This window comes from Paraburkholderia sp. JPY465 (assembly GCF_050436725.1).
Classification (GTDB): Bacteria; Pseudomonadota; Gammaproteobacteria; order Burkholderiales; family Burkholderiaceae; genus Paraburkholderia; species Paraburkholderia youngii.
In genome coordinates this window covers 3,422,731-3,436,272 of the sequence record NZ_JBNDMT010000003.1, presented here as the reverse complement: position 1 = coordinate 3,436,272, position 13,542 = coordinate 3,422,731, and the positions used below count along the sequence as shown (strand labels likewise).

Genomic DNA, 13,542 nt, shown 5'->3' with positions numbered 1-13,542 from the left:
CCTCGCATTTGAGCCGCACGCATGGACGAAAAAAACCCGCCACTGGCGGGTTTTTCTCACGGGTGTCAACTGCCCGGCAGCAATCTGCTTAGCGCTTGTTGACTGCGTCCTTGAACGCCTTGCCTGCCGTGAACTTGACGGTCTTGGCAGCCGGGATCTTGATGGTTTCGCCGGTCTTCGGATTACGCCCCGTACGCGCTGCGCGCTTGCCCGAACCAAAGCTACCGAAGCCGATCAACTGGACCGCCTCACCCTTCGACACAGACTTCTTGATCACTTCAAGCAACGTGTCCAGCGTTTCACCGGTTTGAGCCTTGCTGGCGCCCGTCTGTCCTGCGACAGCGTCGATCAGTTCCTGTTTGTTCATTAAGGTTCCTTTCTGAGTTTAGGTTGATACGAACAGCGCGACCGCGCCGATTATACGTGCGCGCACCGCGCCGTCGAGCAGCTGCGGCCCCGATCCTGAAGATCTCCCACGCCGGACAGGACACTGTTCGGCGGCCGTGCTGCCGCTCCCTTCGCGGCGCTTGCTATGATAGCGCAGCGCAAACCCAATCAGGATAAGGGTTTCGAGGAATTGCACGGTTTTCGGGCCGTTCTTGCAAGGAAATCGAAAATTCGCCCCTCAACACCCCTAAACGAGGGCTGAAACCCAGTCCTGGCGGGGGTTAGCGTTGGTTTTTGCCAACGCAGCAAAGCGTCTGAAAGCGTCCTGATGGGTCTTTTGCGGCGACTCGCGCGCGGCGCGCGCCGACTCCAACCATCGAACCCGCTCTTTCGAGCGATCTTTTGAGCGTGTTTTCCCGTCGCGCATGACCGATCCGTTGATCCCCGCCGTCCTCGCTTTCCGCGACAACGGCAGCCCCTTCTCACCGCACTACGACGACATCTATCACAGCGCCGTCGGCGCGCTCGAGCAGGCTCACTACGTCTTTTTGCGCGGCAACGAATTGCCCGAAAGATGGCAGAGCCGTCGAACCTTCACCGTCCTCGAGACCGGCTTTGGCATCGGCATCAACTTTCTCGTCACTTGGGCCGCGTGGCGCGCCGATCCTGCACGCTGCGAGCGGCTGCATTTCGTGTCGACCGAGAAGCATCCGTTTAGCGCCGCCGATCTGCGCCGCGTCCACGCATCGACGATCTCCGATCCGCTGATCGCCCAACTCGCGGACACGCTCGCGAACGCATGGCCGATGCTTGTGCCCGGTACGCACCGGCTGGAATTCGAAGGCGGCCGCGTCGTGCTGACGTTGATCTTCGCCGATGCGCTCGAGAGCCTGCCCGCATTGCGGCTGCGTGCCGATGCGTTTTATCTCGACGGTTTCGCGCCCGCGAAAAATCCCGAGCTGTGGAGCCCGGCGATCTTCAAGGCGCTCGCGCGGGTCGCCGGCGATGACGCGACCTTCTCCACCTATAGCAGCGCAGGCGACGTCAAACGCGCGTTGACGCAATGCGGCTTCGAGTATCGCAAGGTCGACGGCTTCGGCTGGAAACGCGCGATGCTGGTCGGCCGCTTCGCGCCGCGCTGGCGTGTGCGCCGTTATGAACCGCCCGCGCCGTACGGGCACGATGAACGACACGCTGTCGTGATCGGTGCGGGGCTGGCCGGCTGCGCAGTGATCGAGCGGCTTGCGGCACGCGGGTGGCGCGTGACTTCGCTCGAGCGGCATGGGTCGGTTGCACAGGATGCGTCAGGCAATCCGGCCGGCGTATTTCACCCAATGATTTCGCGCGACGACAGCGTTGCGTCGCGCGTCACGCGAGCGGGCTTTCTGTACGCGCTCAATCGTTGGACCGCACTCGAAGACGCAGGGCATCGACTGGCCCGCGGCGATCGTGGCCTGCTCCAGATCGCCGCGGACGACGACGAAGCGCGCGCGATCGGCGACGCTATCGCCACGTTTCGCTATCCGTCCGACTACGTGACGCCGGTCTCCGCGGCCGATGCAGCACAACTCGCCGGCATGCCGCTCGCGCGTGGCGGCTGGTTCTTTCCGCGCGGCGGCTGGATCGATCCCGCCTCTCTTTGCGCGGCGCAATTCGCATCGGCAGGCGGCTTGCTCGAACGACGCTTCGGCGTCGACGTCGCGCGGCTCGAACGTTGCGGCGATCAGTGGACCGTCTTCGATATCGAGGGAAAGGAGGTCGCGCGAGCGCCGGTCGTAATCGTCGCCGGCGCCCATGAAGCTGCGCGCATCGCTGGCTTGCGTCATGCGCCGACCCGTAGCATTCGCGGCCAGTTGAGCTTGCTGCCGGCGGGCACCGTCGCAGCGCTTGCGCTGCCGGTGATCGGCGAGGGCTATGCCGTGCCACTTGCGAACGGCGTCACGCTGACAGGCGCGACCTATGAACTAGACGACCACGACACGTCGCTGCGCGCGGATGGTCATCGCGAGAATCTCGAGCGCGTCGCGCAGATGCTGCCATCGTTCGCAAGCGCGCTCGATGACGCGTCGCTGACCTCGCTCAGCGGACGCGTTGCGTTTCGCTGCGTGACCTCGGACCGCATGCCGATGATCGGCCAGTTCGCCGACGAAGCCGCTGCCGCACGAGATGCAGCTCGCCTGCGCGGCGCATGGCCGCTCGATCTGCCGCGCGTCGACGGTCTATACGGCGCATTCGCTTATGGTTCTCGCGGGCTGGTATGGGCCGCGCTCGGCGCTGAATTGATCGCGTCACAGATCGAAGGCGAACCGTGGCCGCTCGAACGCGGTCTCGCCGAAGACATCGACCCCGCACGTTTTCTGCTGCGGTCGTTGCGGCAGGGGACGATCGGTTAACCGGCTTCGACCATTGCGGCGTTAACGCCCGGCAGGTTAACTCCGCCCGCGCTGTAAACCACGTTAACCGACACGCCCGCTTATCCACCGCACCCTGTGGATAACCGCGCAGTTAACCGGCGCAAGTCGTGTGGAGCCGTTGTGGACGTAAACGGGGTAACTGGGACATCGCGAAAAAGTCCGAAAAGTTGCTCGCGTATACCGGCCGCCGCCGCACATGCTGTACATCCGGTTATGCGGCCGACAACTCGATGATTCATTTCGGTAAACACGGGTTATCCACAGAAAACGAGGCAGCTTGTTAACTGTTACTACGTATACATACGGTAAACCAGTAAACAGCAAAGACGGCAGCTAACGCCCCGCCTATCGGGCTAGAAGATTTCGTTCGAGCTCGCGTAAACGGATCACTCGATGCGCTCCGTTAACCCGGGGGAGAGCACCAAAAAACGCGGACGAAACCGCACACCAAAGTCACACACGCGAACGTAACGCAAGGGAGCGGATTCGCCGTTCGCGACGTTGTCGAAATTGACGCGATACCTCGAAAAAAGGTCGCTTTTTCCGTTCAGTATAAAAATAACGTACTTTTTTACCGTTTTGCCAGCGAGTTAACGTCTTTTCGGTTAACGCGGAACAAGCTATGGCACAATCCCGGTTCTTTTCCGCGTCGTGCCACCGCATCTGACGGCACGCGCAGCAATGGAACGGTGCCGGTCAAACAGAATCTGATTCAAGGTCGACGGCGTTCCTTCACCGTGCCTGTTGCTACTGCCGCATCCCGTGAATGTGCCCGACTCCGTGCGGTTTTTTGCGGCCGCGGCGCATTCCGATCATCCGATCATTGAAACCTCGCAACGCTGACCTCGCGAAGCGCTTGCGACAACGAGCGCTCTCGGTTCGCTCGTGCCACGGCGTGCGTGTGCGCCGGTTCGTGTCGTCTGCCGTTGCTGCCAAGGAGAACCCATTACGATGAATTCGGCGTTTTCGTTTCTGCCAGCGTGGCCGCTTTCACCCGACGCCATTTTTTGGGCAGGTCTCGCATTGCTTGTCGCTGGTCTGTGCGGAGAGCTTTGCTTTCGCGCGTGGCGCTTACCGCGCATTTCCGGCTATGCGGTGATCGGCCTCATAGCGGGCGGGGCCGGCTTTGGCGTGATCGATGCGGATTCCGCGAGCGCCGCGCGGCCGCTGCTCGACGTCGCGCTAGGCCTGTTGCTGTTCGAACTGGGCAGCCGGCTCGATCTGCGCTGGATCCGCCGTAATCCGTGGCTGATTCTGTCGAGCGTCGCCGAAGCCACGCTGACTTTCGTGCTGGTGCTGCCGGTGCTGCTATTCCTGCACGTGCCGCTGATGGTCGCGACCGTACTCGCTGCGATCGCGATGGCGACATCGCCCGCGATGGTGATCCAGCTCAAGACCGAACTGCGCGCCGAAGGCCAGGTCACGCAGCGTCTTCTGACCTTGACCGCGCTGAACAGCATGTACGCGGTCGTGATCGAAAAGCTCGTATCGAGCTGGCTGCATCAGGAGGTATACGGCAACGTGTTCGCAACGATCCTGCAGCCGTTGTACCTGCTGGTCGGCTCGCTCGTGCTCGCATATCTGCTCGCGCGCACCTGCACGTTCTTCTACCGGCGCCTGAACATGCACGACGAGCATTCGTTCGTCGCGCTGTTCGGTCTCGTGCTGCTCGCGATCGCGGTCGCGCATCTGTTCAAGCTATCGACGATTCTCGCGCTGCTCGCCGCGGGCATCATCGTGAAGAATCACGAAGCGCGTCCGCAGTTGTGGCCGCAGCATTTCGGCACCGCGGGCTGGCTGCTGACGGTGATTCTGTTCGTGCTGACGCTGACGTCGTTCGAATGGAGGCACATTGCGTTGGGCGGAGTCGCGGCGCTGGGCCTGATCGTTGCTCGCCTCGTCGCGAAACTGGTCGGCGTGCTGGCTTTCGCGAAGCCGAGCGGCCTGAACCTGAAGCAGGGCATCGCACTCGGCCTGTCGTTGTCACCGATGTCGGCGCTCGCGTACCTGCTCGTCGACGACACGTACAACCTGTATCCGAGCTTCGATCCGCAACTGCGCGCGATCGTCATGTGTTCGATTTTCGTGCTGCAGATCCTCGGGCCGTGGCTCGTCTATCGCAGCCTCGCGCTCGTCGCCGAGCGGCGCGAGGGGTGAGCGTGAAACGCGCGTGGTCTGCCAGGCGCGTTTCACGAACCCGACTTTTCAAAACCTTCGCCTCAAACGACCTGACTCAGGGGACGCCATGTCACTCGAACCCTTCATCGATTCGAAACCGTTCACCTTCGGTATCGAGCTCGAAATGCAGATCGTCAATACGCACGACTATGATCTGACCAAAGCCGGCACGGATCTGCTGCGCCTTATCAAGGATGAAAAAATCCCCGGCAATATCACGCCGGAAATCACCGAAAGCATGATCGAGCTGTCGACCGGCATCTGCACGTCGCACGAACAGGCGGTCGCCGATCTGCGCAAGATTCGTGACACGCTGGTATCCGCGGCCGACCATCTGAACGTCGGTCTGTGCGGCGGCGGAACGCATCCCTTCCAGCAATGGAGCGAGCGGCAGATCGTCGATACGCCGCGCTTTCAGTATCTTTCCGAGCTGTACGGCTATCTCGCGAAGCAGTTCACGGTGTTCGGCCAGCACGTGCACATCGGTTGCCCGAATCCGAACAGCGCGCTGTATCTGCTGCATTCGATGTCGCGCTTCATCCCGCATTTCATTGCGCTGTCCGCGTCGTCGCCTTTCGTACAGGGTGTCGATACCGGATTTCATTCGGCACGACTGAATTCCGTGTTCGCCTTTCCGCTGTCGGGCCGCGCGCCGTTCGTGCTGACGTGGGACAGCTTCGAGGAGTATTTCTCGAAGATGGTCCACACGGGCGTGGTCAACAGCATGAAGGATTTCTACTGGGATATCCGTCCGAAGCCGGGGTTCGGCACGATCGAGGTTCGAGTGATGGATACGCCGTTTTCGGTGGATCGCGCCGCGGCGATCGCCTGCTACATCCAGACGCTGGCTCGCCATCTGCTGCTCGACAAGCCCATCACGCCGCAGGAAGACGACTATCTGGTCTACACGTTCAACCGTTTCGAAGCCTGCCGTTTCGGACTCGGCGGCACCTGCATCAATCCGCAAACCGGTGAACGAAAGACGATTTCCGAAGATATCCTCGAAACGCTCGAACAGATCGGATCGCATGCGGAAGCGCTCGGCTCGGTCAATGCGCTGGCCGAAGTCGGCGCGATCGCGCGTGGCCAGGTCAACGACGCGACGTGGCTGCGCAGCGTGTTCGCGCAGGAAAAGTCCTTGCACGAAGCGGTCCGGCAGCAGTGTTTGCAGTGGCGCGCCTAGTCGCGAAGATCTCATGAAAGCGTTTGCGTGCGCCTAGGTACGCGACGTTCGGACGAAAACCCGCCATGCGCGGGTTTTTTTTCGTAAAAAAATTTTTAGGACTTTTCGTCCGCGCAACCCTTCAGGTTTGTCGAAAGTTTACGTATACCAGCCTAGGAGCAGTGAGCAGGCGTTGCCGAAGTCTGTGGACAACTGAATAAATACCTGCAAAGTCAATGCTCTGGGGAATTGATAACCGGGTCGATAAAAGACGCTCCGGCCACGCCTGGCAGGCGCAACCGAGGAAACGCTCGACACGCTGCAAGTGCTTGTTGCAAAACGGTACACAGGCTGTCCAAACGTTTTCCCCTGCTTATCCACAGCTCGCGCTGGATAAGTTAGCTGTACGATTTGCAGGTCTCGCATAGAATGTCGTTTTTTTGCCGCCTTCGGCTTCAAAGGCGGTGTATTTTTGAGATAGTACAAACGGCTTCATCTGCGGTTGGACGAAGCTACCCACACACGCAACGGGCGTACCCCGGCAGACAACGGCCGGCATCGCACCCCAGCGGTAAATAAACGAATCGAAGATTATGAGCGAAGGCGTATACGGAGAACAGGCAAACGGGCGAGTGACCCACAGCCTCTTGCGATTGAGCACGGCGATGCGAAGCCAGGCTTGGGAATGGGCGGAAGGCGCGGGCCTGACGCCGACCCAGGGCGAAATCCTCGTGCTGTTGATGCAACGCAAGGGGCCGATGCGTCTCGGCGAGATCGCGCGCGAAACGGCGCTGACCGCCGCGACCACTAGCGATGCGGTCAGCACGCTCGAGACCAAGGGTCTCGTCGAAAAGCGTCGCGCACTCGACGACGGTCGCGCGCTCGCGGTACGCCTGACCTCGCGTGGCCGCACCGCTGCCAAACGCGCGGCGCAATGGCCGGACTTCCTGTCCAAGGCGGTCGGCACGCTGCGCGAGGACGAACAGTCGGTGTTCTATCGCACGCTGCTCAAGACCATCTATCAGCTCGAAGCGCAAAACACGATTCCGTCGCATCGCATGTGCCTGAGCTGCACGCATTTCCAGGCAAGCAAGAATCCGAAGAAGACGCCGCATCACTGCGCGCTGCTCGACCTGAACATGTCGGATACCGATGTGCGTCTCGACTGCTCCGTGCATGAAACGGCGGACGTCGCCACCCAGAAGAAGACCTGGAAGATCTTCGCCCAATAACCGGCGTCTTCCGGAACAATCCGCTAACATGACCTGGCCGGCCAAGGCGGGCGGTGTACGCCGCCTGCTTGCCGGCTGGTGCCGTGCAAGGACAAAGTCGTTGGCGGCAAGTCGTTAGTCAACCTGAAGATAGGGCAGGCCGATGAATCGGGAAGTACTCGCCATCCGCCATGTGCACTTCGAGGATCTGGGCAGTCTCGAGCTCGTGCTCGGCGAGCGCGGGCGTCCGGTCCGCTATCTCGATGTCGGCGTCGCCCGTATCGAGGCCCCCAATCCGGTTGCCGCGTCGCTGATGGTCGTGCTGGGCGGCCCCATCAGTGCCACCGACGACGCGCTGTATCCCACGCTCGCGCCGCTGCTGTCGTTGATCGAGAAGCGCATCGCGGCCGGTTTGCCGACACTTGGTATCTGCCTTGGCGCACAGCTGATCGCCCGGGCGCTCGGTGCGCGCGTCTACCCCGCGGCTCAGGCCGAACTTGGCTGGGCACCGCTTACGCTGACCGATGCGGGCCGCGCCTCGCCACTGCGTCATCTCGATGGCGCTCATACGTCGATGCTGCATTGGCACGGCGACACCTTCGATCTGCCCGCCAACGCGACCCGTCTGGCATCGACTCCGGCCTGCGAGAATCAAGCCTTCGCATGGGGAGATCACGTGCTGGGCTTGCAGTGTCATCCTGAGATCCGCACCGATCGGTTCGAACCTTGGCTGATTGGCAATGCCAATGAACTGTCGGGTCACGGCATCGACGCGCGTCAGTTGCGCGCCGACACCGCACGATACGGTCCCGCGCTCGAAGCCGCCGGGTGCCGCATGTTCGGCGAATGGCTCGATCAGGTCGAGACGAAAGTCTGAATGGCTCGCCGAATGGCGACGTAAGTGGCCAGCGAGGTGCCCCCGTTTCTGCAGCAAACCGCGCGCGGTGCTATGCTCGATCGCTCTCGGGCTTTCACTGGACGTAATCCATGAGCGCGCTTTTTTCTCCGCTCACGCTGCGTAGCGTGACGCTTCCCAACCGTATCGTCGTCTCCCCGATGTGCCAGTACTCCGCCGAACGCGGCGAAGCGAGCGCATGGCACATGATTCACCTCGGCGGTCTCGCGCTGTCCGGCGCGGGCATGCTGTGCATCGAAGCGACCGCCGTCGAGCCGGATGGCCGCATCACCCCCGGCGATCTCGGTTTGTGGGACGACGCGACCGAAGAGGCGCTCGTGCCAGTGCTGGCCGCAATCCGCAAGCATTCGCACATCAACGTGACGATGCAACTGGCACATGCGGGGCGCAAGGCATCGAGCCATGTGCCGTGGGAGGGCGGCCAGCTGATTCCGGTGTCGCAAGGCGGGTGGCTGCCGCATGCGCCGTCGGCGCTGCCGCACAAGCCGGGCGAGGAGCCGCCGCTTGCGCTCGATGTCGCCGGCCTGCACCGGATTCGCGAGGCGTTCGCCGCGTCCGCGCGGCGCGCCGCGCGTCTCGGCATCGATGCGCTCGAAGTGCATGCCGCGCATGGCTATCTGCTGCATCAGTTCCTGTCGCCGATCGCGAATCAGCGGACCGACGACTATGGCGGCTCGCTGGAAAACCGCATGCGTTTCCCGCTCGAAATCTTCGACATCGTGCGGGCCGCATTCCCTGCCGACAAACCGGTCGGCGTGCGAGTGTCGGCGACCGACTGGGTCGAAGGCGGCTGGACGCTGGAAGACACGATCGCGTTTGCGCACGAGCTGGAAAGGCGCGGCTGCGACTGGATCGACGTGTCGTCGGGCGGTGTGTCGCCGCTGCAGAAAATCCCGCTGGAGCCGGGCTATCAGATTCCGTTCGCGAAGGCGGTCAAGCACGCAACCGGTCTGGCGACGATCGGCGTCGGGCTCATCACCGATCCGCTGCACGCCGAGCAGCTGATCGAAGCGGGCGATGCCGACCTGATCGCGCTGGCTCGCGCGCTGCTCTATAACCCGCGCTGGCCGTGGCATGCCGCCGCCAACCTCGGCGCGACCGTCGAAGCGCCGCCGCAGTACTGGCGTTCACAGCCGCGCGACCAGAAAGCGCTGTTCGGCGACATTACGTTCGGTCAACGGTGACGCTCGTCGCACGTTGAACACACGCATCGGCTGACGGTTGAAGGAAGCCGTCCACAGCGTGTAGGATGCCGGTTGTGGCGCGATGCGCGTCGCAAGTCGACGCGGCGCTCGCAGGGCGCCGCGTTTGCTATTCGCGTCAGAAAAAGCCGCGCGCGAGACGCGCCTGACGATTGCCAGACTTGATTCTCCAGTTCTTCACAAGGATTCATTCAATGAATTCACGCAGGATCGCCGTGCGCCGTTCGGGTGTGCACGGCAAAGGCGTGTTTGCTCTCGAACCGATCGCGGCGGGCGAACGACTGATCGAATACAAGGGCGAGCGGATTACCTGGAAAGAAGCGTTGCGCCGTCATCCGCATAATCCGGCTGAACCGAATCACACGTTTTATTTCGCGCTGGATAACGGCAAGGTTATCGACGGCAAGGTGAACGGCAATAGCGCGCGCTGGATCAATCATTCATGCGCGCCGAACTGCGAAGCCGAGGAAATCGACGGACACGTGTACGTGCATGCGCTGCGCGATATTGCGGAGGGCGAGGAAGTCTTTTACGACTATGGCCTCGTGATCGACGCGCGGCAGACGAAGAAGCTGAAAAAGGAATACGAATGCCGTTGCGGCGCGCGTAAGTGCCGCGGCACGATGCTGGCGCCGCCGCAAAAGGGCAAGGGCGGCGGCAAGTCGGCAAAAGGTGCCGACAAGCCGGAAAAGTCCAGCAAATCTGCGAAGAAATCAAAGAAGAAATGAGCCAGAAATGAGCCACGCGCCGGCGCGCGGCGTTAGCTGTCTGCGCTGATCGAAGCGCCAAGGCGAACGCTGCCGCGGCAGCCCGGCAAACCTTCTACAAATCGACCGGCGCCGAGTGCGCCGGTTTTTTCGTGGCGCGTCGCTCGTTGGCATCGCTGGCGGTGGCTGCGTCTGCCGACGCACTGGGCGGCAGCAACGGAATCCGCACGATAAAGCGTGCGCCACCCTCCGGCGCGTCCTCGTAATGCACGCTGCCGTGATGCAGCACCATGATGTCGTGGACGATCGCAAGGCCCAGACCCGCGCCGCTGTCGACCCCCGCCTCGGCCTGCCCGTCGCCGCGGAAGAACCGCTTGAACAGGTCCGCCTGCTGCGAACGCGGCACGCCAGGCCCGTTGTCTTCGACGATGATCTCGGCCATGCGCAGATCGTCGATCAGGGTCTGCGAAACCGTCACCGTGATGCGTCCGCCGTCGGCCCGCGAAGGTGGCACATATTTCAGCGCGTTATCGAGCAGATTTGCGATCACTTCGTGCAGCAGTACCGGGTTGCCGCGCGCCATCAACGGGTCGTCGTTCGACGGATCGTCGAGGCGCTGGAAGCCGAGGTCCACGTGTACCGCTAGCGCGCGCGGCACCCATTCGGCGCCCGTGTCGAAGGCGAGCGCGGCCATGTCGACATTGACGAAGCGGGCCGCCTGTTCGCCCGGCTCGGCGCGCGCGAGCGACAGCAATTGATTCGACAGCCGCACCGCGCGATCGGCCGCGGCGCGCAGTTCGTGCACGGCGGCGAGCGTCTGCTGCGGATCACGCGCGACGACCGCCTGCTCCGCATGCAGCTTCACCGCGGTGAGCGGCGTGCGCAGCTGATGCGCGGCATCGGCGATGAATTTGCGTTGCGCATCGAGGGCGGCTTTCAGACGATCGAGCAGCGCGTTCAGCGCGCCGGTCAGCGGACGGATCTCGACCGGCACATAGGTTTCGTCGACCGGCTCGAGCGACGTGTGCGTTTGCCGGTTCAGCGAATCGGCGAGCGCGGTCAGCGGATTGAGCTGCTGATTGACGACGCGCCACACGATCACCCAGCCGGCAAGCAGCAGTAGCAGCAACGGCATCATGATCGCGATCAGGAACTCCGCGGCGATGCGGTAGCGGTGATGCACGGGCTGCCCGACTTCGACGACGATCGGATTGCCGCTCGGCTGGTCGACGCGCACCTGAGCGACCCGCACGGTCACGCCTTCGTGCTGCGTCTCGAATACGTACGCGTAATGCATGCGGCGCACGTTGGTGCCTTGCAGCGGCAGATTATGGTCGCCGGCGATTTCGCTGTCACCGGTGCTGATCCGGTAGACCAGATGTTCGACCGGGTCGGAGAACATCGCTTGCGCGAGCGGCGGCACCGTGATCGGCGCTTCCGGTCCGGCAATCTGGATCTGTTTGGAGATCGCGGTCGCGAGGTCCGCGAGCGAACGATCGACCACGTGCTGCGTGTACTGCCAGGCGAGCCAGTAGGCGATCAGGCCGCTCATCAGCGCGAGCAACGACAGGGGAGCAGCGAGGCGCCGCAGCAGCGTGCGGCGCAGACTATTGGCGGCCGGCTGGTGCATGATCGTAGGCGCGGGAAAGTTGTGACTGCGGTGGAAACTGCGGTAGCAACGGCGCGAAGCGCCTTGAGACAGTCCGAGGTCCGGCCCGACGCGCAGCGGGCACAGCCGATGCGCGGCGCCGGCGCGGCGCCGTTAGGCCGCGACGCAATGCGCGGCCTTCACGACGGTCATGCGGCCTGGCGGATTTCCTGCAACAGATAGCCAAAGCCACGCACGGTGACGATTTCGACACGGCAGTTCTCGAGCTTCTTGCGCACACGGTGCACGTAGACTTCGATCGCGGTATCGCCGAGATCGCCGCCGAAGTGCGTCAGGTGATCCTGCAGTTGCGCCTTGCTGACGACGCGGCCATGACGCAGCAGCAGCATTTCGAGCACTGCGAATTCGCGCGGCGACAGTTCGAGCGGTTTGTCGTCGTTGAAGATGCGGCGGTCGACGCCCGACAGCCGCACACCGCCCAGTGACACTTCCGGACGCGGCATGTCGCCGTGCGGACCGCTGCGGCGCATCACCGCGCGAATGCGCGCTTCGAGCTCAGCCGGTTCGAACGGTTTCAGCATGTAGTCGTCCGCGCCCGAGTTCAGGCCTTGCACGCGGTCGTTCAATTCGTCGCGCGCGGTCAGGATGATCACCGGCGTGTGACGGTTGCTCTGGCGGAAACGCGACAGCAGTGTCATGCCGTCGATGCCCGGCAGACCCAGATCGAGGATCACGAGTTCGTGGCGGTTTTGCGTGAGGGCCTGTTCGGCAAAGATGCCGTCATGGACCATGTCGACGGTGAAGCCGGCTTGTTCGAGACTGCTTTGGATGCCGCGTGCGATGGGGCGGTCATCTTCGATCAGAAGGAGTCGCATGGATTTCGCTCAAGTACAATGGGTTTAGGCGTTTTGGCAAGCGGTTCGCCGGGGCGCCTGCAACACAGCCAGCGTGCGACGCGGCGGCAGAGGCCCCGCGAAGCAGCTGTCGAGCCGACTCGAAGCGCCGTGCCAGTCATCACGAAGTCATGTCCGAGATCAGCATTCACGAACTGGAAGCCGCGATCAACTTCTGGCGCGCCCGCTCACCTTCGAGCGGCGACGAACACGTTCTGTGCAAGGAGGCAAGCGCGCTCTCCAAGCCGTATGCGCTGCTGATTGTACAGCGTCAGCAGTCGCTATCACTCGATCGTTTTGACCCGATTGCAAGGCAGGCCTGGGAAGCTTACGTTCAACTTAAGAATAGCCTGTAGAACTGAAGGTTTGCCTAGGGTATTGCCTGCATTGTCCTTTCATTGTGGACCGATTACGCGGCGAGTTGTATATAAACGCGCGTCAGGGCCCGTAATTATTTGTATACGTAGTAACACTGTCGATGAATGTCGCAAGCGCGATGTCGCGTTCGGTCACGCCGTTCGCTTCATGGGTGGACAGCGTGATATCGACCTTGTTGTACACGTTGAACCACTCCGGGTGATGATCCATTTCCTGCGCCTTGATCGCCACGCGTGTCATGAAGCCGAACGCCTCGTTGAAGTCGGCGAATTCAAAGGTGCGGCGAATCGCGTCACGCTGCGCCACGCTTTCCCAGCGAGGCAGTTTCGCCAGTTGCTGGGTGCGCTCGGCGGAAGTCAGTTTCTGAATCATGGTGTTACCTCGTTGGTCGAACACGCTCGCCGGCGGGCGGGCGAAGCCGTTATTTTTTCACGGTTGCGCAACGCTCGCCGCGCGCCGGGCGAGGGCGGGTCGGTCTAAGGCGG

General features: G+C 62.4%; 13 protein-coding genes. 8 read left to right on the top strand and 5 right to left on the bottom strand.

From position 1 onward, the window contains the following. Window positions 1–88: 88 nt before the first annotated feature. Both QFZ94_RS30485 and QFZ94_RS30480 read right to left on the bottom strand, forming a co-directional pair. On the bottom strand, window positions 89–367 hold the full coding sequence (locus QFZ94_RS30485) for an HU family DNA-binding protein (protein WP_013090989.1): 279 nt from the start codon (window positions 365–367) through the stop codon (window positions 89–91). An 18-nt stretch (window positions 368–385) separates the two neighbouring features. Further along, window positions 386–583, bottom strand: a complete 198-nt coding sequence (locus tag QFZ94_RS30480; protein WP_429461470.1) for a hypothetical protein — start codon at window positions 581–583, stop codon at window positions 386–388. Between the two features lie 229 nt (window positions 584–812). Here QFZ94_RS30480 and mnmC point away from each other — a divergent pair, with 229 nt between their 5' ends. The 7 genes from mnmC (at window position 813) to QFZ94_RS30445 (ending at window position 10,198) form a co-directional block, all read left to right on the top strand. Beyond that, window positions 813–2,780 (top strand): bifunctional tRNA (5-methylaminomethyl-2-thiouridine)(34)-methyltransferase MnmD/FAD-dependent 5-carboxymethylaminomethyl-2-thiouridine(34) oxidoreductase MnmC, encoded by a 1,968-nt coding sequence (gene mnmC / locus QFZ94_RS30475; protein WP_368584849.1) that lies wholly within the window; start codon window positions 813–815, stop codon window positions 2,778–2,780. Window positions 2,781–3,752: 972 nt separating this feature from the next. Then, window positions 3,753–4,958: a cation:proton antiporter gene (locus QFZ94_RS30470; protein WP_368584850.1), complete on the top strand. Its 1,206-nt coding sequence runs from the start codon at window positions 3,753–3,755 to the stop codon at window positions 4,956–4,958. Window positions 4,959–5,046: 88 nt separating this feature from the next. Then, on the top strand, window positions 5,047–6,162 hold the full coding sequence (locus QFZ94_RS30465; RefSeq protein ID WP_368584851.1) for a YbdK family carboxylate-amine ligase: 1,116 nt from the start codon (window positions 5,047–5,049) through the stop codon (window positions 6,160–6,162). Between the two features lie 572 nt (window positions 6,163–6,734). After that, entirely contained in the window at window positions 6,735–7,373 is a 639-nt protein-coding gene (locus QFZ94_RS30460; RefSeq protein WP_176109905.1) for a MarR family winged helix-turn-helix transcriptional regulator, read from the top strand. A 142-nt stretch (window positions 7,374–7,515) separates the two neighbouring features. Next, on the top strand, window positions 7,516–8,229 hold the full coding sequence (locus tag QFZ94_RS30455; protein ID WP_429461466.1) for a glutamine amidotransferase: 714 nt from the start codon (window positions 7,516–7,518) through the stop codon (window positions 8,227–8,229). Window positions 8,230–8,339: 110 nt separating this feature from the next. After that, on the top strand, window positions 8,340–9,452 hold the full coding sequence (locus QFZ94_RS30450) for an NADH:flavin oxidoreductase/NADH oxidase (protein ID WP_368584853.1): 1,113 nt from the start codon (window positions 8,340–8,342) through the stop codon (window positions 9,450–9,452). 212 nt (window positions 9,453–9,664) lie between these two features. Continuing rightward, on the top strand, window positions 9,665–10,198 hold the full coding sequence (locus QFZ94_RS30445) for an SET domain-containing protein (RefSeq protein WP_368584854.1): 534 nt from the start codon (window positions 9,665–9,667) through the stop codon (window positions 10,196–10,198). Between the two features lie 94 nt (window positions 10,199–10,292). Here QFZ94_RS30445 and QFZ94_RS30440 read toward each other — a convergent pair whose 3' ends face one another. Together QFZ94_RS30440 and QFZ94_RS30435 are read right to left on the bottom strand one after the other, a co-directional pair. Further along, window positions 10,293–11,807, bottom strand: coding sequence for a sensor histidine kinase (locus QFZ94_RS30440; protein ID WP_410851212.1), 1,515 nt, complete (start codon window positions 11,805–11,807; stop codon window positions 10,293–10,295). A gap of 167 nt (window positions 11,808–11,974) precedes the next feature. Continuing rightward, on the bottom strand, window positions 11,975–12,661 hold the full coding sequence (locus tag QFZ94_RS30435) for a response regulator (RefSeq protein WP_013090980.1): 687 nt from the start codon (window positions 12,659–12,661) through the stop codon (window positions 11,975–11,977). Between the two features lie 149 nt (window positions 12,662–12,810). Here QFZ94_RS30435 and QFZ94_RS30430 point away from each other — a divergent pair, with 149 nt between their 5' ends. Then, window positions 12,811–13,035 (top strand): DUF3717 domain-containing protein, encoded by a 225-nt coding sequence (locus QFZ94_RS30430; RefSeq protein WP_013090979.1) that lies wholly within the window; start codon window positions 12,811–12,813, stop codon window positions 13,033–13,035. 82 nt (window positions 13,036–13,117) lie between these two features. Here QFZ94_RS30430 and QFZ94_RS30425 read toward each other — a convergent pair whose 3' ends face one another. Continuing rightward, window positions 13,118–13,453: a 4a-hydroxytetrahydrobiopterin dehydratase gene (locus QFZ94_RS30425; protein ID WP_429461462.1), complete on the bottom strand. Its 336-nt coding sequence runs from the start codon at window positions 13,451–13,453 to the stop codon at window positions 13,118–13,120. Window positions 13,454–13,542: the final 89 nt, after the last annotated feature.

Excerpts from the sequence above, each read along its gene's own strand:
- QFZ94_RS30485 (WP_013090989.1), bottom strand. The coding sequence starts at position 367 with ATGAACAAACAGGAACTGATCGACGCTGTCGCAGGACAGACGGGCGCC.
- mnmC (WP_368584849.1), top strand. The coding sequence starts at position 813 with ATGACCGATCCGTTGATCCCCGCCGTCCTCGCTTTCCGCGACAACGGC.
- QFZ94_RS30470 (WP_368584850.1), top strand. The coding sequence starts at position 3,753 with ATGAATTCGGCGTTTTCGTTTCTGCCAGCGTGGCCGCTTTCACCCGAC.
- QFZ94_RS30465 (WP_368584851.1), top strand. The coding sequence starts at position 5,047 with ATGTCACTCGAACCCTTCATCGATTCGAAACCGTTCACCTTCGGTATC.
- QFZ94_RS30460 (WP_176109905.1), top strand. The coding sequence starts at position 6,735 with ATGAGCGAAGGCGTATACGGAGAACAGGCAAACGGGCGAGTGACCCAC.
- QFZ94_RS30455 (WP_429461466.1), top strand. The coding sequence starts at position 7,516 with ATGAATCGGGAAGTACTCGCCATCCGCCATGTGCACTTCGAGGATCTG.
- QFZ94_RS30450 (WP_368584853.1), top strand. The coding sequence starts at position 8,340 with ATGAGCGCGCTTTTTTCTCCGCTCACGCTGCGTAGCGTGACGCTTCCC.
- QFZ94_RS30445 (WP_368584854.1), top strand. The coding sequence starts at position 9,665 with ATGAATTCACGCAGGATCGCCGTGCGCCGTTCGGGTGTGCACGGCAAA.
- QFZ94_RS30440 (WP_410851212.1), bottom strand. The coding sequence starts at position 11,807 with ATGCACCAGCCGGCCGCCAATAGTCTGCGCCGCACGCTGCTGCGGCGC.
- QFZ94_RS30435 (WP_013090980.1), bottom strand. The coding sequence starts at position 12,661 with ATGCGACTCCTTCTGATCGAAGATGACCGCCCCATCGCACGCGGCATC.
- QFZ94_RS30430 (WP_013090979.1), top strand. The coding sequence starts at position 12,811 with ATGTCCGAGATCAGCATTCACGAACTGGAAGCCGCGATCAACTTCTGG.